The organism is Syntrophotaleaceae bacterium, assembly GCA_041390365.1.
Lineage (GTDB): Bacteria > Desulfobacterota > Desulfuromonadia > Desulfuromonadales > Syntrophotaleaceae > JAWKQB01.
Window position 1 is genome coordinate 46042 of record JAWKQB010000005.1, and the last position, 24167, is coordinate 70208.

At 54.7% G+C, this 24167-nt stretch carries 19 protein-coding genes; all 19 read right to left on the reverse strand.

Translation table 11 applies throughout. From position 1 onward, the window contains the following. Positions 1 to 3: 3 nt before the first annotated feature. On the reverse strand, positions 4 to 2172 hold the full coding sequence (locus R2940_18270; GenBank protein ID MEZ4601740.1) for a bi-domain-containing oxidoreductase: 2169 nt from the start codon (positions 2170 to 2172) through the stop codon (positions 4 to 6). Between the two features lie 29 nt (positions 2173 to 2201). Continuing rightward, entirely contained in the window at positions 2202 to 3527 is a 1326-nt protein-coding gene (locus tag R2940_18275; GenBank protein ID MEZ4601741.1) for a hypothetical protein, read from the reverse strand. Further along, entirely contained in the window at positions 3524 to 4657 is a 1134-nt protein-coding gene (locus R2940_18280; protein MEZ4601742.1) for a glycosyltransferase family 4 protein, read from the reverse strand. The genes R2940_18275 and R2940_18280 overlap by 4 nt, the downstream gene beginning before the upstream one ends. Next, a complete protein-coding gene (locus tag R2940_18285; GenBank protein MEZ4601743.1) occupies positions 4654 to 5787 on the reverse strand; it encodes a glycosyltransferase family 4 protein in 1134 nt (377 codons plus the stop codon). The genes R2940_18280 and R2940_18285 overlap by 4 nt, the downstream gene beginning before the upstream one ends. A gap of 4 nt (positions 5788 to 5791) precedes the next feature. Continuing rightward, complete coding sequence (locus R2940_18290) at positions 5792 to 7309, reverse strand: oligosaccharide flippase family protein (protein ID MEZ4601744.1); 1518 nt, start codon at positions 7307 to 7309, stop codon at positions 5792 to 5794. Continuing rightward, positions 7306 to 8433, reverse strand: coding sequence for a glycosyltransferase family 4 protein (locus R2940_18295; GenBank protein MEZ4601745.1), 1128 nt, complete (start codon positions 8431 to 8433; stop codon positions 7306 to 7308). Before R2940_18295 ends, R2940_18290 begins: the two co-directional genes overlap by 4 nt. Beyond that, positions 8430 to 9701 (reverse strand): O-antigen ligase family protein, encoded by a 1272-nt coding sequence (locus R2940_18300; GenBank protein ID MEZ4601746.1) that lies wholly within the window; start codon positions 9699 to 9701, stop codon positions 8430 to 8432. Before R2940_18300 ends, R2940_18295 begins: the two co-directional genes overlap by 4 nt. Before the next feature lie 74 nt (positions 9702 to 9775). After that, positions 9776 to 11653 carry a family 10 glycosylhydrolase gene (locus R2940_18305; protein ID MEZ4601747.1) on the reverse strand — a complete coding sequence of 626 codons (1878 nt, stop codon included), beginning with the start codon at positions 11651 to 11653 and terminating at the stop codon, positions 9776 to 9778. Positions 11654 to 11694: 41 nt separating this feature from the next. Continuing rightward, complete coding sequence (locus tag R2940_18310) at positions 11695 to 12324, reverse strand: hypothetical protein (protein MEZ4601748.1); 630 nt, start codon at positions 12322 to 12324, stop codon at positions 11695 to 11697. Positions 12325 to 12581: 257 nt separating this feature from the next. Further along, a complete protein-coding gene (glmS, locus tag R2940_18315) occupies positions 12582 to 14411 on the reverse strand; it encodes a glutamine--fructose-6-phosphate transaminase (isomerizing) (GenBank protein MEZ4601749.1) in 1830 nt (609 codons plus the stop codon). A 46-nt stretch (positions 14412 to 14457) separates the two neighbouring features. Beyond that, positions 14458 to 15744, reverse strand: coding sequence for a nucleotide sugar dehydrogenase (locus R2940_18320; protein MEZ4601750.1), 1287 nt, complete (start codon positions 15742 to 15744; stop codon positions 14458 to 14460). A 121-nt stretch (positions 15745 to 15865) separates the two neighbouring features. After that, positions 15866 to 16093, reverse strand: a complete 228-nt coding sequence (locus R2940_18325) for a hypothetical protein (protein MEZ4601751.1) — start codon at positions 16091 to 16093, stop codon at positions 15866 to 15868. A 61-nt stretch (positions 16094 to 16154) separates the two neighbouring features. Next, positions 16155 to 17126: a thioredoxin domain-containing protein gene (locus R2940_18330; GenBank protein ID MEZ4601752.1), complete on the reverse strand. Its 972-nt coding sequence runs from the start codon at positions 17124 to 17126 to the stop codon at positions 16155 to 16157. 325 nt (positions 17127 to 17451) lie between these two features. Continuing rightward, positions 17452 to 18420, reverse strand: a complete 969-nt coding sequence (locus R2940_18335) for a peptidylprolyl isomerase (protein MEZ4601753.1) — start codon at positions 18418 to 18420, stop codon at positions 17452 to 17454. A gap of 134 nt (positions 18421 to 18554) precedes the next feature. Then, a complete protein-coding gene (locus tag R2940_18340; GenBank protein MEZ4601754.1) occupies positions 18555 to 19358 on the reverse strand; it encodes a hypothetical protein in 804 nt (267 codons plus the stop codon). A 93-nt stretch (positions 19359 to 19451) separates the two neighbouring features. Continuing rightward, positions 19452 to 20960, reverse strand: coding sequence for a putative porin (locus R2940_18345; GenBank protein ID MEZ4601755.1), 1509 nt, complete (start codon positions 20958 to 20960; stop codon positions 19452 to 19454). Positions 20961 to 21075: 115 nt separating this feature from the next. Next, positions 21076 to 21759: an energy transducer TonB gene (locus R2940_18350; GenBank protein MEZ4601756.1), complete on the reverse strand. Its 684-nt coding sequence runs from the start codon at positions 21757 to 21759 to the stop codon at positions 21076 to 21078. Between the two features lie 162 nt (positions 21760 to 21921). After that, complete coding sequence (locus tag R2940_18355; GenBank protein ID MEZ4601757.1) at positions 21922 to 22329, reverse strand: biopolymer transporter ExbD; 408 nt, start codon at positions 22327 to 22329, stop codon at positions 21922 to 21924. Position 22330: 1 nt separating this feature from the next. Continuing rightward, a complete protein-coding gene (locus R2940_18360; protein MEZ4601758.1) occupies positions 22331 to 24103 on the reverse strand; it encodes a DUF2341 domain-containing protein in 1773 nt (590 codons plus the stop codon). Positions 24104 to 24167 lie beyond the last annotated feature (64 nt).

The window sequence follows — 24167 nt, forward strand, 5'->3', positions numbered from 1 at the left end:
ATATCAGTCGCGGGGAGTCAGGACGATACTTTCTCCGGTTCGCAGTGATTCCAGGGCCTTTAGGGTGACGAGGGTCGTGGAATGGATTTCCTCGAAGGGGATCGCGGGTCCGTTTCCTTCCAGGACGCCTTCGATGAAAGCGGTCACGCCGCTTTTCTGCCCCTTGTCCTGGACCCGGCCTCCCTTCACCCTGGCCCTGCCCCGGGCATGGATCGTCAGGGTCCGGAAATCATCCAGCACGCAGGTGCAGCCGTTGGCGAACACCTCGAGTTTCTCCTTGGCCAGGCCCTTGTCGCCGTTGGCGAAATAGGAGACGGTTCCCACCGATCCATTTCGATACTGAAGGGTCAGCGTAAGGGTGTCGTTGGTTTCTGATGAGGATTTCATTGGGGCGGCATAAACTCTGACCGGCGGGGAGCCGTTCAGGAAGGTGAGGAAATCGACGAAATGACAGACCTCTCCGATGACCCGCCCGCCGCCTACAACGGGGTCCTGGATCCAGGAGTCCTTGGGAATATGACCGGCGTTGACCCGGTAGGTCATCGCCATCGGCCCGCCGCCGAGCTCTTTCTTCAGCATTAGAGCCAGAGGGGCGAACCGCCGGTTGAAGCCGACCATCAGGTGCGGCGCCTTGCCGCCGAAAGCCAGCTGGCCGTAGGTCTGGCTGATTTCCGCCAGCTGCTCCTCGTTCAGACAGAGCGGCTTCTCGACGAACACGTGCCGGCCCTGGCGCAGGGCCTTCAGCACGTAGTCGGCGTGGCTGTCGTGGCGGGAGGCGATGAAGACGGTATTGATCTCCTCGCAGCCGAAAATCTCCTGCTCGTCCCCCGCGCAGAACGCGAAGCCGAACCGTTCCCCCACCGACCGGGCGCTGGTGCCGGAGGCGGTCAGCACCCCCTTGAGGACGACATCGCTCCGCTTGGGGATGTTGGGGAGCAGATGGCTCTGGGCATAGGAACCCGCGCCGATGAAACCGATCCCGACCCGTGCCGCTTTTCCGGGCGCCGGCGGGCAGTGGAGGGGAATCCGGGAGGAGGAAAGAGGTGTTTCCGTCCGGTAGCGGATGAGGATGCCGACGAAAGGCTCGGATCTCTCCATCATCATGTTGTAGGCCGAGAGCGCCTCATCCAGATCGAAGGTGTGGGTGGTCAGATAGCCGACGTCGATCCGTCCGGCATGGATCAGCTCCTGGAAGGCGCGCATGTTGCGGTTTTCCGTCCAGCGCACGTAAGCGGCGGGGTAGTCGATCCCCTGCTCCTCGTAGGCCGGATCGTAGCGGCCGGGGCCGTAGGAGCAGGACATGCGCAGCTGCAGTTCCTTGCGATAGTAGTGCGGATCCCGGTCGAAACCGGTCGGTACCGCCCCCACCACCACCACGGTGGCCCGCTTGCGGCACAGCGCGCCGGCGAAGTTGATTGGATCGAGGGAATCGGCCGCCGCGGTGATGATCACCGCATCGCAACCGAGCCCGCCGGTGAACTCCGTCACCCGCTGCTCGACCCCATTCTCCCGCCGCACCAGGGCGAGGTCGGCGCAGTGTTTGGCAGCGCTCGCAACCATGGCCGGATCGACGTCGATCCCCACGACCCGCACCCCGGAGGCTTTGAGGATCAGCGCGGAAAGCTGGCCGAGCAGTCCCAGCCCAATCACCGCGCAGGTCTCCCCGACCCGCAGGTCGGCCTGCCGCACCCCCTGCATGGCGATGGCCCCCAGGGTATTGTAGGCCGCCTGCTGCAGATCGGCGTCGGCCGGAAGGGGCACACAGAGATTCACAGGCACGCACACCACCTCGGCATGGCAGGCGCTGAGCCCGCCGCAGGCGACCAGATCCCCGACCTTGAATCCGACAACATCGGGGGCGACGCCAATCACTTCGCCGCAGGAGGAGTAGCCGAGAGGCGAATAGGCATCGAGCTTCTTCATCACCGCCCGGTAGGTCTGGGTGATCCCCTGACTCTTCAGGGTGTCGATCACCTGCCTGACCTGCTGAGGCCGCGACCGCACCTTGTCCAGCAGACTCGACCGCGCCGCCTTGACGGTACTCCCCTCGGTCCCCGCGCTGATCAGGGAATAGTGGTTGCGGACCAGCACGCAGCCGGAGGTCAGAGCCGGAGTCGGCACTTCGAGTATCTGCATAGCGCCGTTTTTCAATTTTTGCGTGAGTTGTTGCATGATCTCTCCGCCTTTATTTCAAGACATTTTTACAAACCAAGATACTCCCGCGTATCCAACTCCTGTTCCACCAGTCTGGCCTTGCCGATGGCCGTTTTTTCAGTCTGGTCGGAAAAAAGGAATCTCATGGCCATGCGATCGCCGATCAGTTCCTGCATTCTGGCCTGCATCTGCTGACAGAGATCTTCCCGGAAACCGATGCCTTTCACCAGAACGACGTCCATCTCTCCCGGACGTTTCTGATGGATCTTGATCGACTCCAGCCCCCCGAACGCCGGGTAATGCTGGCCGAAGACGAGGCTGGTGGCGCTGATCAGTGATCCGTGGGCATCGACGATGAATTCCTGCTGCCGCCCCACGACTTCATCAATGAGAAGGTAGTTGCGGCCGCAACGGCAGGACTGGTTTGCGGCCGGGATGGCATAATCGCCGGTTCGGTAGCGAATGAGCGGCATCACCGGATTGTTGAATCCGGTCGCCACAATCTCGAACAGCTCCCTGCCCTGCTCATCGAAGACCCCTGACGGGATCAATTCGGTATAGCCGTACTGGGGATAGAAATGGAGGGTATCCGAGTACTCGCAGGCTCCTCCCAGAGCCAGACATTCGCTGTGGCCGTACCAGTGGTAGGCGCGGCAACCAAAAACCACTTCTATTTTCACCCGTTGATAGGGAAAAAGTTTTTCCGACCCGCAAAAAACGGCGGCCGGTTGGAAATCGAGCCTTTTACCGGCTGCTTCCATGAGAGTTGCCAGCTGATACATGGTTGATGGATAGCCGTGCAGGAATTTGGGACGGATTTGATTCATTGCCGCCAGATAGTCTTGCAATCTTGAAGAGTTCAGATCAAACGAGGAAGCGAAATAGATATTGAAAAGCCTGTCGTGATGAACAAATTTTCCTTTCCCCGGTGTGCGCCCCCGAAGATTGAATATTGTATCGCCCAAGCGATAACCGACCCGGCTCCACTGATCGAAGATAAAGGCCTTTTCCACCTGGCGGGTGATGAAACGGTCCATGTAGAAAACAAAGGGCTGGCCGGTCGATCCGCCGGTAGTGCAACGCAAAACCTTATAGGAAAGTGGCCGATGAAACTGGGCCAAGTTCTCCCGCAGCATGTCTTTGTCAACCAGGGGAAGTTTGGCCACCAGAGCAAGGGGATCCGCCAACTCCCTTAGTATCGAGGATAGTTTCTCCCGGTAAAAAGGAACCTCGGCCGCAGCTTGCAGGCTTCGACCCAGAAGCTGCTTTTGCAAATTCCCCAGCATCTTTTCGTCCCAGTATTCGCTCTTTTTCAGCAAACTGCGCTTTTGGGAGAAGGTCGGGCCCAAAGCTAGATTACGCCATAGACTCATCGGCTTTCTCCGGGAACAATTTCGCACTCCCGAGCCTCTTCGTTCACCAGCTCGGAGAAGATCGCAACTGATCTTTGCCGGAAAGCGTCCAGGGTATAATTTGCCTGAAACTTTGCCTTGCCCCGTTGGCCGTACTCTTCGATTAAATCTGGTTGCCTAATGAATCGCCCCATGGCTGCAGCCAATGCCACCGGGTCATGATCTTTCACAAGCAAACCAGTCTGCCCGTCATCCACAATTTCGGGAATTGCGCCCTCGAAGGTAGAGATTACCGGAAGGGCATAAGCCATGGCTTCCAACAAAACCAGCGGAAAACAGTCTTTGAAGGTCGGAAAAACCATTACGTGGGAAGAAGCAAGAATTTCGCATTTCTCTGCGCCATATTTGGGACCAAGGTATTTGACCCGATCATCCAATCCTGACTCCCGAATCCGCGCGTTGAAGAGGTCGCTATCAATCTCTTTGGTGGAGTTGCCGACAAAGACGGTGGAAAAATCCAAGCCCTGATCCTTGAGAATCCGACAGGCCTCAAGAAGAGTCATGGGCCCTTTGGTAACCACCAGGTTCGAAAGAAACAAAAACTGAATTTGGCCGCACCTTTTCGGCTTCATCTCGTTACCTGAGTCGAAATCGGTACCGTTCGGCAGGTACCGCACTCGATCCTCGGCGACAAAGCCGCTCACGTCTCGATAGAGTCCGGGAGATAGGGCTACAACCCAGGCATTTTTAAAAAACCAGCTATAGAGGCGACGATAAATGGGATGGTTTATGCCATCGGCGATACCCTTGGCATGGAGATGGAGGATGGTCCGCACCCTAAACAAACGCAGCAGTAAAACGTAAGCGCAGTCCCGCAAAAAGGTCGTACCGCTGACACAGGGTACGAAATACGCTGCATCGGCCCGATATGTAATGAGTAGATAAAGAAGGCGAAACCAATACCCAAGAAAAAGCAGATATTTCTTCCATTGAAATTTGCCGATTTCCGAGATGGCCTGAACATAGTTGAGCGGCAATACGCGGATAGCGAACTGATCCTTCAGCAAAGGGTTCTCCACCACAAGCTGGTTGATGCGGTTGGAGCCGTGTATCGGTGGCGGCAGAGTGACCAGCATCAGCAGTTTCTTCATCGGCCCACCTCCAGCGAGCGGGCAAAATCGACAATTTCTTTGGCACTGGCTGAAAAGGTGTGCCGGCCGACCCGCTGCCTGGCATTATTCACCAGTTGCCTGCGGCGATCTTCGGGCAACTCCAGGACATGCATGATTTTGCGGGTGGTCCCTTCGCAATCCTTGGGGTCGATACGAAAGCCTGTTTCCCCCTCTACGACCAAATCGTCAGTAGCCCCGGCATGAATCGACGCGACTACCAGAGTGCCGGCAGCCATGGCTTCCGGCACCACTGCACCAAAGGGATCCCGCAGGGAATGGAACACGAAGAGATCGGCGATCGTCAAAAACTTAATCAGCTCAGCCGGCGACTGAAACCCCAGGAAGTGAACCCCTTGCCACCCCTTTGCTCGGCAATGGCTTTCGTAGTCCTGTCGCTCAGGCCCGTCCCCGGCAATCAGCAGGCCTGCTTCAGGATGGTGTTTAAGAAGGAGCTCGTAGATTTGAAAAATCTCCCAATAACCTTTGGAATCTGTCAATCGCCCGATGGACAGCAAGAGCGGCGACGGATACCGCCGTCGCAGGCCACACCATTCATCACTGCCACGAAAGGCCTCCGCACTGTCTGAAAAAAAGCCGACATCGATCGGCATGACTGACGTCAGCACCCGGTCTTCTGAGAGGCCGTAATGTACAAACACATCGCGGGCACGGCTGGAAGAGGCGATAGCGCCGGCTGAACCGGATATCAGCTTGCGGCGAATCAGTCGCTTGATCCATGAGGCCTGTTCAAGATCCTGAGCATGCAACTCGCCCCAAACCAGATGCTTTTTCCGTGCTTTGCGTGCATACAAATAGCCTGCAATGTTTGCAGGGGCGAATCCGCCGCTGATCAGCACGTCGGGGTCGAGTTTTTTCAACGCCTCTTGGACAGAATAGTTGATGTGAACCGAGAAGGGATACCCGGGGGGCTTGAAATGAAGACCGGGCAAAAAATGGGCAGCGAAACCGAAATTATCTACTTTCCAGTGCCTCTCTTTTTCTCTGCGCGCCATCAGCACTATGTTCAAGTGCTCAACCTGGTCTTTTATCGCCTCAAACAGCGGGAGCCGGTAGGGGGCAAGGATATTGGTGAGAATACAGACCTTCATAGTGCTATGAAGTCCTCATCCCAGTTTCAGGCTGAGAAACCTTTTTTTGTCTGAGATTTAGAAACTTGAACGCCAGACCATAGAAATCAAATACCCTAGTTTTCGCTAAAAGTACGATATGGACTATAAAATAGCCGACGAAAAGTAAAGGCAACCATTTGTCTGATACACCAAGGCTGATAGATACATAAAGTGCTACTGGAATTAGCAGCAGCAGCAATTTACCTGGAGCAATGAGGGAAATTTTTCTGAATCGCCGTCGAAAAACTAGAAAGTTGGAAATACTGACTACTACAAACCCCGAGAATAGGGAAAGCGGTATCGCCATGTCGCCTTTGTCCGAAAATCCAACCAAGATTGATGCGCTTACCATCATTCCCACCCCCTGAACTAGTGCCGAATAGCCTGACATTCCGGTTCCCTCCAGAGCTTTGTATAGCGGCTGGGTCATATAATAAAAGGCAAACGCTGTGAACATGACAAAGGTCATAAAAGCTGTGGTATTTGCTTCGCGCCCTAACCATAGTGAAATCAGCGACGGCGAAAAGCTGCCAACCAACAAGATTGCTGGAAAAAAGATGGCACAATTGAAACCAATCATGACACGGAGTATCTTGCCCAGCTCTTCAGGACGTCGCTCTAAAAGAGCAGAGGCTGCAAAAGTCCCGAGAAGAGGAGAGACCACTACCGAAACAAGCTGTGTACAAAGACGGTAGGAAACCTCAAATGAAGCAAGACTTTCAAGATCGCAAAAGCGGGAGATCATGATCTTATAGATAGGCTCACGAAGAGTGATAACCAATGTCGCTAAATGAATGCCTATTCCGAAGCTGAGCAGACTTTTCACTGCTGCAACATCGATAAAAGTAAGTCGTTTAAGTACAAAGGGAAAGCGCTGCAGAGCCCGTCGAGAAAACAGAAAAAAAACTAACAGGTTTGAGGCAATGCTGACAGCTCCCAAAGAATAGACATCCGGCTGGAGGGCCAAGGCGACTATAGAACCTGCTGAGTTTATCAAAAGCCAGACTAGCGAAATCATCTGGGAATAAAAATGCTCCTGGTGCCCCTCGATCAACGCTTGAAAAGGCGCTGCAATAAATCGCAAAGCAAAGCTCGCGGCGGAAACAACAAAAACGAATACAGCTTCGTCATGCAGATCACTGGGGACGCGTAAAACATCTGTAACCAAATCACTAGCAAACATGAAGATAGCAATCAGAAAAATTATCGCCAGAACCAGGTATATCCAGAAGGTGGCGGCAAAATAACGGCGAATCTCCCCTTCATCATCAATATTTGCTGCTACTTGGCGAACCAAACTGTTCTTGAATCCGAAATCTGTGAGGTTAACAAGGCTGATGATGACGGTATTGAAAGACCAGATGCCGAACATAGCTGTGCCCAGTCTCGAAAGGGCATAAGGCGTCAAAACGAGATAAAGAGGTATGGCCAGTACCACACGGAGAAGTCCGGCCAGAGATCCTTTTAGGAGCTTATCTTTTAATACGGCGAAATCCATCATTCTCGAGCTCGCATACGTCCTTGGTTAGATGATCTAAACGAGTCGACTACTTCGGTGGCAACGCTCAAATAACTGCTCGCATAGACACTTGGATGAAATTTTGCCACAGCCCTCTCGTTGGCCAAAATCCCCATACGGACCCGGAGCTCAGGAGATTTAGCTAGTGTTTCTAGCTTTTGTAAAAGCGCTTGGCTATCACCTCCCCGGTAGAGAACACCTGAGATCCCATTCTCAATTAATTCAGGGTGGGCGCCTTTGTCAGCCAAGACAACGGGCAGGCTCTCCAGCATTGCCTCCACAACAGCGATTCCAAACCCTTCATCAAGCGTTGGGTTTACATAGATATCCATGGCGTTTAGATACTCACCGATTTTATCGGTATAGCCAGTAAACTTGACACTTTCTGTGATTCCTAACTGTGTAACCAATTCCTCCAACTGACCTCGAAGGCTTCCATCGCCAATCATGATTAGTCGTGCGTGAGGGAGGGTCTTTTTCAATTTTGAAAACGCAAGAATAAGCGTTTTCTGATCCCGTTGCGGAATCATGCCCCCGACATGCCCAATGACAATGTCGTTCTTACCGAATCCAAATTGTCTTCGAAGATCACTCTTATCTCTATTGCAGAGTCTTTTCTCTACAGGATTGTGCAATACTTCCATTTTTTTGTGGGGGACTGCAAACTCTCGATGTACTGATTCTTTCGTATAGTGTGAATTGCACGTAATCTTTTCTATCCGAGGCAGTATAAACCTGGAAATGTACCGACCAACTCCTTTTCTGTAGCTAGCACTGCTATGTTCATTATGAATTATAGGAAGATTTTTGTAGCTAGCTGTGACAAAACCTATCAATAGTGGGCGGGTGAAATGCGTACAAATGGAATCAACAGTATATTTCCGACTTAATTCTACAGATTTTCGTATGATTTCGATTACTGAAGTTGTATCAAGGCATTCAACAATTGCACCACATTGCTCAAACTCGTCCCTTAACGGAGATGGCATATAGCAGAGGAAAATATGGCGGCATACCTTATGGTTCGCATACTTTGCAAGATACATTAGTTTACGGGGTGTTCCGCCGTACCCTGACAAACTCTCTATGATATGAAGTAATGTCATTGAGAAGATTGCCTTTCCTCAGCCAAAAAAACTCTTTCCCTTTCAATCAATCCGAGAGATATCCCAAATGGAAGCAAACCATAGCTGTAAGTAAGGGGCGCATGCACGGGCAAAACGAAAAGATAAGTCATTGACACAGCTGCAAGGGCCATACATCTAGCTTTAAACATCCCGTTGTCATATTGTTTGTTTATTTTTACAAGAACGCATATTATCAAAATAATATTCATTACCATAATCATAAATCCAACATTACCAAATTTTATTGGTATATCTAATATCCCCATATCAATAAAGCCTAAATTATCTCCAGTAATTATTTTTCTGGCATTTCTACCAAACTTTGAATCCTTGTCAATAAATCCGTATCCAAAATAGGGTTGTTTTTCTAACAATCTTTCTCTTGATTCTGCTACTTTCTCTCGACCAATTAGGCTTCCTCCAGTATGAGTCGTTATTTCTTCGACAGCGGAAAAGACAAATTTGTGAGTAATTTTGTTGATGGAGGCGAAATCATTGCCAATTGTAAAAGACATAAATACAAGAGCAATTAAACAAAAGCAGATTGCGAATACAAACAATGTTGATCTAACGAAAGTTTTTGAAATTCCCTTTCCGCATATTAATAATATGGTTGGCAAAGCCACAAATGCCGCTAGAAGATATGAGCGAAAAAACGTCAACAAGAGACCGATTGCCGACAAACCTAATTTAACAAAAGGTCTCGAAATCTCTTGAGCGTATTCATAATAAGACTTATAAAGAGATATTAAAATTACAGGCCAAAAAGGTGCATATATTTTCCAAAAAAACGCCTCTTCACTTCTCATATGATATGTCATGTTGGCTTTAAGAACTGGTCCGATTACTTGCCCAAGAATTTCCAAAACTGAATAATAAATACCTAACCAAACAAGGTATTTCCAACCCAATTCAACGCCTTTTCTTGTATCAATAAAAAGCAAGACTGCTAAAAATGAAAATATTGTCAAAAACTCTTTTGAAGACTTTAGAGAAAAAAACAAAGAGGAATTACCTGATATCCATGGATAAAGAACCCCGTATAACCAAAACAAAAAAAATATAGATATTGGAATAAAAAATGGAGACTTTATAAAAATTTTAATTTTATGCAATGAGACAAGGATTGATGCGAAAATTATCAAAGCTATTAGAGCATGAATGTCAAATATCCCCTTAACGGCTATCTTCATAGGGTCAACAAATCCTAAAAATTCTGATGCCGGAAGAAGCATTAGCAATATCAAATTACCTCTCCAGATAATTGTACTTCCAAATCCAAACATTATTATCAGAAGCAAATAAACTAGAATAAATAAATTCATTGGTTTGAAACTCGCTTCAATCGGTCAGGCCACTTAGGAATTGACGTTTCTGCAAAAGCACCTTTTCGAAGGGCCTCTATCTGCTCGTCGCTTAACCACGCATAAAGATAAAAAGCAACACCACTCCCTGGCCATTTCTTCTTTGCAAACTCCGCATATTTAGCCACTAAACTGCCAGAGCGAGCCAAAACTAATTGGTCATTTTTCTCGTAATTTCCAAAAAGAACAATTAGCTTGTCTTTATTATTCAAATCTTTTCGCACGAGGTCGATAGTTTCGAAGTCAATACGCTCACGATAATCCATGGCGAAAATAATATCGATTAATCCACTGTTGGCCCACTTGGTTTCATCTCTTCCCTCAAGAGGCCTCGTTTTTGTTTTTGGTCGAGGGTGCCCGTCCACACTTATGATTAAATCAGGTTTGATCTTCCAGGTTTGTGCAGAGAAATCTTCCAATATATGCGTAACTGCCGTATCCTGCCATCTTTGGAGACGGTCACGTGCAGGTCCGCTCACATGTTTAAGTGCATAATCTGCCCAAAAATTGTGCCCTAGATTATCCTCATAGTTCTTTCGACAATGATCAGAGGTGCAAATACCCATAGTTCTAATGTAGTCAAGATTAACTCCGTCAACATCATAACGTTTGACCAAATCCATCATTAAATTGACAATGAATTTTCTAAATTCAATATTGTGTACGTTATATGCTTTTTCAGGAGAACCATCATCAAAAAACTGTGGATATGAGTCATTGCCTCTTTTAACTACAGTAAACCAAGGATGAACTTCAATTCCCATCGAATGTGATTTCTCTATTAAATAAGCTAATGGATCCTCTCCAGCATCAATCCGCCTCTGAACACGTGGGTCAGCCTTAACAATAGTGGAAGGAAAATATGTCCCTTTTCCGTGCCAGACACAGGGCACATACACATTAAATCGCGCCCGTTTTATTCTTGCCAGAATTCGGTCTGTTTCAAATCTGGATATGGCCCACCGGATATCCTCATCAAAAATAGCTCGTGTCTCAATGAGTGTTCCATCCTTTGTTCTTTCCTGCTTGAGTGACAATTTGAGCCCATCATTCAACCATTTGAATTTTTTATTTTCAACAAGATGAGGCTGTTTAAGTTGTTCGCGGTATAAATTGGCGACTTCTTCGTCTCTCAAAGCTTTGTCAAAAATGGTCAAGTCATCAAGACAGCCTTCGAACCCTCTGCTATGGCTGTTGGTCGCACCCTTATCAATCCCCAGAAATAGAGGACCATCCTGCAAAGATGAGGGCAAAAAGCTTTTGCTTTTCTCAGCCACTTTTTTCCCATCTATATACAGGCGACAAAATCCTTTGGGGCCGCTGTTCCATGACACTGTAATATTGGACCAGAATCCTGGTGTCAGCTTATAGGGAAGGGAGCAATGAACATGCTCTTGATTGGAAAGAATGAAATAAAGCCGATCTGACCCTGCAGGCTCCCACCATCCTTGCGATAAAGCTAGATACCCTTTTTTACCATCTTTCCATCTAGAGGAAAAAACCGTATGAGAATTGCTATCGCCTTCTCTCCATCCGGGTTTCACCCAGATGGAGATGGTTCCTGCCGCTGTAGTCAAACCTATTGGCGGATCATACTCTGCCCAACTCGATGGTAGAAATTCAAGGCACTTTCCAGTTACATCCTCTACAATCGAGGCGTTTTTTAATTGTAAATTGCCCTTTCTGGCTGAGAAATTTATCTCCTGCTTCGGCTCACTAAAGTCTTCAAGAGCATTTGCGTCTTCGGATAAAGATCTTTTATCTCCAAATCCCATTGCCATAAGCAGTGGCAAAAGAATGAGGAGCAGTATTTTTGGCTGAACTAAAAACCTCATTTACTTTTTTCCCTACTTCACTAAAAATTAACCTGCTGACTTCACTCAAACCTCATATACGCCAACAACCACCCGATCTTCGCATACTCCGTAGCAAGCCAGCGCAACTCGCCTATTTCCATGCGAACTGTGCCGTGGGTTATTGCCTCATCGCGGGAAGGTACAAATCGGACGGCGTAACTTTCCGGGTTGAAGACCTCTTTGCTGATGAGTCGAATCCGCCGCATGTGGTAGGGCGAACTGACGAACAGGGCCGAGCGGTAGCCGTGGAGATCCATCAGCCTTTTCGCTTCAAACGCCTCGACATGTGTGGCTTCGTAATACCTCGGCAACTTCTGCCGGGCCGGCCGCACCGTCGGAGTGAACTGATCGATGAAGCTGCTGCCGACACTCTCGATCCGTCCGTCCGGCAGCCTCTCGAAAACCGCCTGGTAGGCCGGGATGATCAGTGCGTCGGCAAAGCCGTCCCGCACCAGCTGCCGGGCTTCGAGCAGCCGATCTTCCAGCCCCGGTCCGACGAACAGGGTCACGACATCCGAACGCACCGGCTTGTCGGCATAGCGCAAAAAGCGGGGCGCCGCGTAAGCACCCAGTATGGCGATCAGCAGGAACAGAATAAGGGCCAGAATGACGACCTTCTTTGCCCTGCTGAAAAATCGATTCAAAAGCATGTCTAAACCCGTGAGGGGTGAGGGGTGAGGAGTGAGGGGTAACTTCCTCAACCATCAAAAGCTTGTTAAACCTCGCAAGGCGTAATGCGTGAAGCGTAATGGGTTGAACCACCGATATGGCAAGAAAAGCGGATCATTACTCGCTTTCCTGCTTTATCCGCGAATGCGAAGCATCAGATTTGATCAGCGTCCAATTCCACCTTTGACTTCTGTTCTTTACCTGTAGCCAGTAGCCTGTCGCCAGCAGCCAGCCTTTGCTACTCCACCGTCACGCTCTTCGCCAGGTTGCGCGGCTGGTCGACGTCGGTGCCTTTTAGGACCGCCACGTGGTAGGCGAGGAGCTGGAGGGGGATGGTCAGCAGTACCGGCAGCAGGATCTGCTCCGCTTCCGGGATCTCGATCACGTCCTCCGCCAGATTGCGCAGTCCCTCGTCGCCCCGATTGCAGATGGCGATGATGCGGCCCGAGCGGGCGGCGACTTCCTGGATATTGCCGAGGGTCTTTTCGTAGTTAGGGGAGCGGGGAACCAGCACCACCACCGGCAGGTTTTCGTCGATCAGGGCGATGGGACCGTGCTTCATCTCGCCGGCCGGATAGCCTTCGGCGTGGATGTAGGAAATCTCTTTGAGTTTGAGCGCCCCTTCGAGAGCGATGGGATAGGTGGTGCCGCGGCCCAGATAGAGAAAATCGCGGGCCCCGTGGTATTTGTGGGCAATACGCTCGATCTCGCCGTCGATCTGCAGAACCTCTTCGAGAAGCAGCGGCAGTTTGACCAGGGAGGCCTGCAGGCTGAGCCCCTTTTCGCAGCTGATGGTCTCCTTCGCCCGGCCGATGGCCAGGGTGAGCAGCTGCAGCGCCACCAGTTGGGTGGTGAAGGCCTTGGTGGAGGCGACGCCGATTTCGGGACCGGCATGGGTGTAGATCACCCCCTGGGAGGCGCGGACGATGGAAGAATCGACAACATTGCAGATGGCGACCGCGAGAGCTCCCTTTTCCCGGGCCTCGCGCAGAGCGGCGAGGGTGTCGGCGGTTTCGCCGGACTGGGAGATGGCCAGCACCAGGGTCCGCTCGTCGATGACCGGATTGCGGTAGCGGAATTCGGAGGCGATGTCGACCTCCACCGGGATCCGGCAATATTTCTCGAGGAGGAACTTGCCGACCAGAGCGGCGTGCCAGGAGGTGCCGCAGGCGACGATCACCAGCCTCTCGATGCTTGCCAGCTGCTCGGCGGAGAGACCGAGGTCGTCAAGGGCGACGCCGCCGGTTTTTTCGCACAGCCGCCCGGCGAGGGTATCGGCCACTGCCCGGGGCTGCTCATAGATTTCCTTGAGCATGAAATGACGGTAGCCGCCCTTTTCCGCCATCAGGGGCGACCAGTCGACATGTTTCGCCGTCTTGGCCTGCAGGCGACCTTCGAGATCGGTGAAAATGACTTCGCGGTCGCGGAACACGGCAACTTCGCCGTCATCGAGATAGACGAACTCGCGGGTATGGTTCAGGATGGCCGGGGCGTCGGAAGCGATGAAAAACTCCCGTTCGCCAAGCCCCACCACCAGCGGCGAACCCTGGCGGGCGGCGATCAGCGTGCCGGGGTCTTCTTCGTTGACGATGCACAGGGCGTAGGCCCCTTTCAGCTCCCGCAGGGCGTGACGCACCGCCGTCTCGAAATTCTCCCCCAGCTTCAGATGCTGATTGATGAGATGGCTGATGACTTCGGTGTCGGTCTGGCTCCGGAAGTCATGCCCCAGGCGGACGAGGTTTTCCTTGAGCTCGCGGTGATTCTCGATGATGCCGTTGTGCACCACGAACACGCCGCCGCCGCGATGGGGATGGGCGTTTTCTTCACAGGGGCGGCCGTGGGTGGCCCAGCGGGTGTGGCCGATCCCCAGGCTGCCGCCAAGGGGCGTCGCCTCCAGGAGCCGGGCCAGGTTGGCCAGCTTCCCCTCGCTGCGCAGCATCTCGGCGCCGCGGCCGTTGATGGTGCAGATCCCGGCCGAGTCGTAGCCGCGGTACTCGAGCTTTTCAAGCCCGCCCAAAATGATCGGCGCCGCCTCCCTGCCTCCGACATATCCGACGATTCCGCACATGGTTTGCTCCTTTTAAAATCGTGAGGAGTGAGGGGTGAGGAGTAAATCACAATCTCCACAACCGCATCCCCTGCTCCCGGATAGCGTCGGGGCAGAAGGCGCCCTTGACGTCCACGAACACCGAGCCGTTCAACAGCTCGCGGAAGGTCTGGGGGGGCAGATGGACGTACTGCTGGTGGGCCACGGCGACGATGACGGCCGAGGCGGGCTTGAGTTCCTCAAAGGGGACCAAGTCGAAGCCGTATTCATGGGCCACTTCCGCCGGGTCGGCCAGGGGATCGTGGACCTGCACGCCGACCCCGTAGTCCTGCAGTTCGCGGATGACGTCGATGACCCGCGAATTGCGGATGTCCGGGCAGTTCTCCTTGAAGGTGACGCCGAGCACGGTAACGGTCGATCCGAGGATGTTGTGACCGTCGTGGATCATCTCCTTGATGGTCCGCTGGGCAATGAAATGACCCATGCCGTCGTTGATGCGCCGCCCGGCGAGGATGACCTGCGGATTGTAGCCGAGGCTTTCCGCCTTGTGAGTGAGGTAGTAGGGATCGACGCCGATGCAGTGGCCGCCGACCAGGCCGGGTTTGAAAGGGAGGAAGTTCCACTTGGTGGATGCCGCGGCCAGCACCTCGTTGGTGTCGATGTTCATGCGGTCGAAGATGACTGCCAGCTCGTTCATCAGTGCGATGTTGAGATCCCGCTGGGTGTTTTCGATGACCTTTGCCGCTTCAGCCACCCTGATCGAAGAAGCCCGGTAGACACCGGCGGTCACCACCGATTCGTAGACCCGGGCGACGATGTCGAGGGTCGCCGCATCCTGGCCGGAAACGACCTTGCGGATCTTGGCGAAGCTGTGCTCCCGGTCCCCCGGGTTGATCCGTTCCGGGCTGTAGCCCAGGGTGAAGTCCTCCCCGCATTTCAGTCCCGATATCCTCTCCAGGACCGGGGCGCATTCCTCTTCGGTGGCCCCGGGATAGACCGTCGATTCGTAGACCACGATGTCGCCCTTCTTCAGGGCCCGGCCCACCGTTTCGGAGGCGGCCAGCAGCAGGGACAGATCAGGCCGCTTCGACCCGTCGACCGGCGTCGGCACGGCGACGATGTGAAAATCGGCCCAATGCAGCTCCTCGACGGCGCTGGTGTAGATCACATCCGTTTCGGCGAGTTCCGGATAGGTGGCCTCCCCGGTGCGGTCGTGGCCGGCCTTGAGTTCGGCGATCCGCTGCTTGTCGATATCGAACCCGATTGTCCTGCCGACCCTGCCGAAGGCCACCGCTACAGGCAACCCGACATAGCCGAGACCGATCACCGAAACTTTGCGTTGATGAATTCCCATCTGTGCTCCGTTGTAATAAAGCCGTAAGGCGTGAGGCGTTGTTTAAAACCCGTAAGGCGTGATGCGTGAAACTTAATGGGTAAAATCAACAATCTGTTGTTAGCCTTTCACGCATTACGCATTACGCTTTACGATTTACGGCTTTCTTCGCAAGCGGTCCGGCTATCTCGTGCTGATGCCAGTAGCCGCATAGGACACAGGTTACCCCTCTGATCTTTCCCTCCGAGACGGTTGCCCGGGTGACATACATGCCGATCCTGGCCTGGCATTTGGGGCACCTGAGGTGTTCCCGCTTGGCGGGATTGTCCCTGCGGCGGTGAGTCTCACAATCGATGATTCCGCGTTCCATTGGTATCGCTCCAATTGCTCCTCTTCGGGCGCGCTTGATTTCACCTATTACGCATTACGTATTACGAATTACGGCTTTTCTTCTCTGCCTCTTTCGAAAGCCGCTCGATCTCCTTCAGAACATTGCCGTACCCCTTGTGGGTTTCGCTGCTGCCCTTCTGATAAACCACGAGGGTGGGGGTGCTGCGGATTCCGTCCTCGGTCAAAAGCTGGTTGTAGAAGCTGAAATCGGCGGGCTGCTCGGGGCAGACCGCGTCGCTGCCCATCTTCCTCAGAAAGGCCTGAAGGGTGGCGGGGGTCGTCAGATCCTCTTTGGCTGCGGCAAACAGCAGATTCCGGTCGAGGAGCGCTTCGCGGATGCCGACCCCGGGCTTCAGCATGGCGAGAAAGCAGGTGGCATAGAGCGGCGTCGGCCGGTGCATGGGGACATCGATGAAAACGACCTTTGCCCGGCCGCTTTCGACCAGGGCGACGAGACCCTCTTCCAGCTCCGGTTCTAGCCTTCCGCAGGGGCCGCAGAAGTAATCGGTGTAGAGGCGGATCTCGGTGGGGCCGGTGCCGAAAACGGGCAGCGCGGAGGGCGACTCCCCATAGCTGACCACCGGGGCCGCGGCGAAGGAGAGCAGCAGGAACAGAAAACCGAGAGGCACGGCCACCGCCAGCGACCGGAAACGTTTGGCCTGGAAATTGACCAGAAACAAGCCGATCACAACCCCGCCGAACGTCAGGCAGAAGGGGCAGTAATCACCGGTGCGCACCTGGTAGCCGATCAGAAAAACCTCCGCCCCGACCCCGCTCGCCAGCATCCACCAGGCCGGCAGATGCCAATCCCGGAGAATGCAGAAGGTGAGGGCGCCCAGGTAGAAGATGCCGATCAGGTTCAGGTCAAGCCCGGCCAGGGTACCGCTGACCCCGGCACAGGAATCGGAACAGTTCAGGTACAGGATGATCGTTCCGAAACCCACCACCAGCAACGCCAGGCTGATCAGACGCCTGGTGTCCAGCGACGGCAGCAATACTTCGATGCGATGCATGGGTAATCTCCTGAAAGCAGGGGCTAGGGGCTGGGGGGTAAGGGTTATTCAAGACCTCAGTAGCCGATAGCCAGATTCGGGAGCCACTCTAGTTAGCACTTTTTCGTTATTTATTTGTTTTCTGCTAGAGGTCGGTTAGATCGGAAGGGGGGCATCCTAAACCTTTTTCTGAACGCAGATAAATGCGGATAAAGGCGGATAAAATCTTCATCGGCTTTAGATATATCTGTGTAAATCCGCCTTTATCTGCGTTCGCTCAAAAGTGTTTTTTCCCTTTTCTCTGTGAGCTCTGTGCGCTCTGTGGTGATAGCTTTTAAAACGGGATTCAAGGAATTATTTCAACCCTTGCGGCGGCTCGGCGGGAGTCAAGGAATTCCTTGATCTGTGGCCCGGCCTTGGCTGCCCGCACTTCCTGCAGGGCCCTGGATCTGAGATTGTCGAAAGCAGGAAGCTCGGCCACCTGATGTTCCCGGACGAGGATGAGATGGACGCCGTCATCGGTCACAACCGGTTCGCTGATCTCACCCGCCGCCAGGGCAAAGGCCACCTCGGAAAAGGGGCGCACCATTTCGACGAAGGTGAAGCAGCCGAGATCCCCGCCCTGCTCCCTGCTGGGGCAGTCGGAGTGTTTTCGGGCCAGCTCGGCGAAATCCTCCCCGGCCAGGAACCGCTTCCGAAGTTCCCCGATCTCCCGGCGGACGCGCTGCTGTCCCGACTGGCCCTCCTCGTCGGCAACCGCTTTCAGGATGTGGGCCGCACAAACCTTGTCAGGGCTGCCGAGACTGCCGGCATGCTCCCGATACCAGGCCTGGGCTTCCTCTTCGGTGACTTTCTGAGCGCGAATGAACCTGACATCGAGAAAATCGCGGATCATTTCACTTCTTGTCAGCTCTTTGAGCAGCTGCATTTCGTTGACGCCGAGTTCCTGCAGTTCACGGGAAAAGGCCGCTTCGCTGCGGAATTGCGATTTCAGGGCGGCGAGCTTTTTCATGGCCGCGGGTCCGTTCGGCTTCCAGCCGGCGTTCACCGCTTCCTGATAGAGAATTTCCCGCCGGATCAGGCTTTCCAGAAGATCCTCGCGACCGACCGGCGGGGCAACCGTCACCAATCCGCCGGGAGCCGCCTGGCGCAGTTGACGCCGCCACTGCCATTCCAGCTCCCCGGCGGTGATCGGGACATCATTCACCCGCGCAATGACCCGCTCCGGATTCTGTTCGCCGGCAAAAAGCGGGGAGACACTTAAAAGGAGGATGCAACCAAGCAAGGTGAAAACAAGGGGATATCGAAATAGCATTATCTATCTCTTTTAAAATTTAAATCCACAAATGCGTTAGGTGTGAGGAGTGAGGCGTAAAAGCCTTTTACCAATCACGCATTACGCTTTACGAATTACGGACTTCGAATTTACCAGCCACCAGCCCCTGCCTTTCACTGCAACGTATTCTTGATCACTTTCTGCCGATAGTTCTGAACCAGGTGTTCGACTTCAATCTTTTTCAGGCCGGTGATCGGTTCCTTGGCCAGCAGGGCGGAAAACACTCCCTTGTTTTCGTAGGCGTCGAGCAGGTCGGAGGCAGCCGCGCTCAATTCGGCGTTGTGGGCCGTGCAGCGGTCCCGCTGCCCGGTAGTGTACTGGAGCTTTTTCTCCAGCTGCTGCCCGGTCGCCGCCAGCTTATCGGACTTATCGTTGGCCTGTTTCAGGGCGGTTTTCAGCTGGCCGTTTTCAGTCTTCAGCTGTTCGTTGCGGGCCTTCTCCGCCGTCATCTTCTCGTTCGTCCGGGCGATCTCCTGCTGCAATTCCCGGATCTGCCGCTGGGCCTTTCCCACCGAGGTCTGGCTGTTCTGCACCAGCCCGTCGTACTCCTCCTGGAGCTTGTCCAGCTGGGTTTTCAGGGTTTCGCTCAGCCGCTGGGCCTGTTCGGCCCGGACCCTTTCTTCCGCGTGGCGGCGCTGCAGCTGGTCCATTTGGCCATTCAGTTCGGCCACCTGTTGAAGATGGGCCCGCTGGGTCCTGCTGTGCTGAAAAAATCCGAAGCCCCCCCCAGCCATGGCAAACAGCAGTACCCCGATCAGGGCGAACATCCAGGGCCGTGCGGACTGCCCGGAGCCCTGCTCCTGCGGATCCGACGCTCGGGGCGGTTCCAGTCCTGAAGGTGGGGCGATCTTCACGCTCGGCGTTGCGGGCGCCTCCGGTGATGGTGCGTTGTCATTCTGCCGGCCGGGAATTTTCATGGCGATTTCCTTTAATCCGTAAGTCGTAAGACATAAAACGTAAGGGGTAGAGATTAAAACCAATTACGCTTTACGCATCACGCTTTACGATGTTTAAAACTTCGCATTCAGATCCACCTGCAGGGTGTCGACGCCGAGCTGTTCCCGCTCGATCTCGTCGGATGACTGCCACTTGGCGCTGAGCCAGGTATTCTTCATCAGACCGAATTCTGCGCCGGCCACCCAGCCCTTGGAGTTGGTGCCGCCGAGGTGGAAGTCGGAATCGGTGAAGGAACTGAGTACTGCGTCGGCCTCGATGTATCGATAGTAGCCGTAAACGTTCCAGCGTCCCAAATCGTCGACCTTTTCGTGGCCGATGGCGGCACCGAACATATAGCCCATATCCTGGTCGCCTTCGAAGAATTCGAAGCCGCTCCGTTCATCCACCTCCTCTTTGTCATAGCCGATATTCTTGACATACTCGCCGAGAAACACCAGATGGATGGGATCCCATAAAGCGATGTCGAGGGTGGCGAGGATGTCGAGTTCATGGAAATCGGCGGCAAGGCCGACGATGCTGTCCCCGCCGAGGTTCAGAATCGGGGTATTGTCAAGTTGCAGGGACCTGGGGGAGGCATCCTCCTCGAGAGAAGTATCCCCTCCAAGGGGGTCCGTCTGCTGCCGCCCCTCGGTGTGGGTGAAATGGTAGTAGGCGGCGGCCATGTTGAAACGGACCAGGTCATGGCGGCCAACGTTGATTCCGACCTGCCCGCCATAGAGCCATTTATCCTTTTCAGACCGCTCGATCTCCTGAATGGGGAAGGCACCGACCGTGGCGAAGGCTCCAAGCCAGTCGAGGTACTGCTGGCGGTAGGTAAGGGCCAGTCCCTCGAAGTTCAGGTCCTTGTCCCAGATTAGGTCGGTAGAGAACCAGGGGTTGGGGATACGGCCGCCGGTGACGGACAGCAGCGGGATCGGCCGCCACTCCAGATAGGCTTGGTCGAAAAGCACGCTGTCCTTGTTGAAGGTATCGCCAAGCGTGTCGTTGGTGGAGATTGGATCATCGTCGTTGCCGGTCGCCAGGCGAAAGGCCGCCTTGAGTTCGTCGGTGACCTGCGCGGCCAGAGAGATGCGGGCACGGTAGCGGAAACGCTGACGATCCTCGGTGGTGTTGATAATGGAGTCAAGATCATTGGGATCCGGAAAAGATTCGAAATTCCCCTCATCAAAATAATCACCCTGATACCGCAGGCGGATGTCGCCGCCGATCTTGATCCGATTCAGCCAATCGGGCAGTTTGATGGCCGGCTGCGCGGGTGCAGCCTGGGTGGCAGGGGCGGGCGAGGAGGTCAGCCGGACTGAACCGTCCGCACTTTCGACCGCTCTCACCGGAGCCCTTTCCTCCCGGATTTCGGCTGCAGGCACCTCAACCACAGACCGCTTCTGCAGCATTACGGCCTCGTCCGCGCTCAGCACCCCCTTCTCCCGCAACAGATCGATCAGGGCGGACAGATCGACATTGCCGCCACCGCCGGAAACCGCGGCAGAGGAATGCATGGGTGCCAACAGAAAACATCCGATCATCAAAAGCCCGCTTAAAAACAGCGCAAATGGCTGCAGCATACTTTCCTCCTGGGTATTTGAAAAAGTAATCAACAATTAGAAGCCGTAATACATTGTGCGTAAGGCACAATAGGTTTTAACCCCTCACTCCTCACCCCTCACTCCTCACGCGTTCCTATCCTCTCGCCGAAATTTTCACATACATCGCCAGCGGCATGTCCGGCGGGGGGGGCTCCCGCAACTGGAGGACGGGCAGCACCTCGAGCAGGGCCCGGTCCATCCGGTCGTCGCCGGAGGAATCGACCAGCTTGAAGTCGATTATGCGTCCGGTGGCATCGAGCTCTATCCGGACCTTGGCCTTGTTGTCCCCTTCGGGCCAGCCTCCGGATTGTTCGAGAACCCTGCGCATCTCCCGGCGGATCTGGTCTTGAAGCATGCGGGTGTACCAGGCGTACTTGCGCAGCAGCGAACTCTCTCCGATGTCGCCCCCGATGAGGGACCGACCGCCCTTCTTGCCGACCAGCCCGAAACCATCCCCCCCGGCGCTCCCCTCGGCATCGACACCGAGGTTCTCGCCGGGCGGCGGCTCATCGGAACTTTCGGCCACATCCTCCTGCGCCTGCGGTTCCGGCTCGATGATCTCCTCCTCTTCCACCTCGGGAGGAGGCGGCTCCTCCTCGGGCGGAGGCGGGGGCGGAGGCGGCTTGACCAGGGTTACCATGGTCATCTGGCCCTTAGGCTTGATCTCGCCGGAAAACAGCAACGCCTTGAGCATCCAGATGCCGAGGGCCAGGAAAAGCACCACCACCGCAATGTAGGCGATCCAGATGGGCTGGAAGCCTTTGTTTTTCTTTGCCATTATGAAAATCCGTATTTCAAGTCCCGAGTCTTTAATACGGTCCCGAGTCCCGAGTCCCGAGTCCCGAGTCCCGAGTCCTGAGTCCTGAGTCCTGAGTACTGAGTCCTGAAGCCTGGACCTTGGACCCGGGACCATGGACCGCCTTTTGACCTTGGACCGCCCCTATTTAACCAACTTCTGCGTCACCAGACCCAACTGAGTGATGTCGAGTTTCATCAGCACATCGAGTATGCCGATGATCTGGCTGTAAAACACCTGTTCGTCGCCGCGGACCACCACCGGCAGATTGGGGTCGGCGGCCTTGTACTGCCGCAGCATGGTTTCGAGTTCGGCCATGGTCACCGGGTAGCTGTCCAGGTAGATCTGTCCGTCGGCGGCCACGGTGATCGCCTTGGTGCTCGGCTTGACCTCGCTGACCACATTGCTCGCCTTGGGCAGGTTGATCTTGATCCCCTGCACGGCGGAGGTCACGGCGATAATGAAGACCACGAGCAGGGTCCAGGCCAGGTCGAGCAAAGGGGTGACGTTGATATCGTCCATCACCTTCTGGTCGTAAAGATCGCGTCTCATGTCAGTCCCCGAATTCCTGGTCCACCATGTTGGCGAACTGGTCGACGAACAGGCCGAGGTCGGCGGCGATGATCTTCACCTTGCTGGCCAGGAAGTTGTAGCCGAACAGGGCCGGGATGGCCACGATCAGGCCGGCGACGGTGGTTGCGAGGGCCGAGGCGACCCCCGGTGCGATGGCCATGATGCTGGCTTCCCCCGCCAACGCCAGGGCGGCGAAGGTGTTCATGACCCCCCAGACGGTGCCGAGCAACCCGAGGAAAGGGCCGCCGCTGATGGCCAGGGTCAGCAGTACCAGGCCGTTGTTGATGCGGCGGTTCTGCTCCATGTAGCCGTTCTCGAGAACGGTGCGGAAGATGTTGAAAGCCTTGGACGAGAGTTTCGGATTCTCCAGGTGGGCATGCTTTTCACCCCACTGGCGCAGATCCTCCACCCCCTTGCGGAAGATGGTGAACAGGGGGGAATTGCCGTATTCCTCCTCCTTCCCGTAAAGGGCGTCGAGATCATGGGCATGGCTGAAGGCGTTCAGGAACTGCTCGTTTTCCCGCTGCATCAGGCGGAAGGCGTAGGTCTTGTTGACCAGCAGCATGACGCTCAGAGCACCGAGCAGAAAGAGCAGGCCGATGATGATCCAGCCGTCGGCGGTGATGTTGTCGGCCACGGTGGCGATAAGCAGGGAGGAGACGCCGCTGCCTTCACCGGCTTCGATGCTGCCGTAGCCGAGCAGTGCGCTGGTCGGCCCCTGGCTCTGATAGAGCGCGGTGAACCACCCGGGCGACCGGGCGGCCCGCCCCAGGATCACGTCGTCCAGATCTCCCCGGAAGGAACGGGTGCCGTCGGGGGCGCCGCCGAGCGCCAGATCGCCGGGGAACCGGGACAGGGCGAAGGGAATGGAACCGCTTCCGGACTCGCGGCCGTCGAGATAGAGGGTTACCGCCCGCTCGGGGGTGATTGTCACCGCCAGATGCTGCCAGGACCCGGCGGTCAGGTCGCCTGCCATCTGCAGGGCGACGACGGTCTCCCCGGCGGCCATGCGGACATAGGGGCGCAGACCGTCGACGGAAATCTGCAGACTGCGCTCTTCATTGCCGCCCTGAAACAGTACGGCATTGTTCTGGGCATCCGCAGGCCGAATCCAGACGGCAAAGGTAAAGCCGGCGCTGAAATCGAGGGAAGGTGAGGACGGGATGGAAATCCGGTCGCCGTCCTGGCGAAGGCTGAGGCCGTTGCCGGCCAAACCTGGAACCCCGAGCGCTCCGCTGAAGGTTCCGGGGTGATTGCCGTAGGCGGTGGCGTCGCGGGGGGCTCCTTCCGCCTGGTCAAAGTGATAGACCAGCGCCTGGTCGGCGTCGAAGGTTCCGCCCGCGTCCTGGGCATCGGCTGCCTGCGCGTTGCCCCAGTACATCCAGATTGTTTCTTGCACCGAGCCTGCGGTGAGTCGGGGCACCTTGACCCAGACCAGCGCCATCTCCTCAGCAACACTGAACCGCTCGACGTGGTATTTCAGCGGGGTCTTGTCATCCGCATCGACGAAGCGCAGATCGGTCCCGTCCTCCTTGCCGCTGCTGAAATCGAAGTTGCCCGAATGCAGCCGCACCAGCACCGGCATGTCGGTCTGGCTTTCGGCGAGACCGGCGGCGCCGGCATCGAGGGTGATTTTCTGCCGAAACTGCCAGTTCTTGTCCCACCAGGCCGATGCCGCCCCCGGCATCATCCCGAGCACAAGCCCCAGCAGCATCCAGATCGCGATTTTTTTGTTAAAACCATTTAAAAACACAGTGAAACCTCCGTTTTAAATTCGGTAACTAGTAGCTAGTAAATAGTGGCTAGTCGTTATTTTC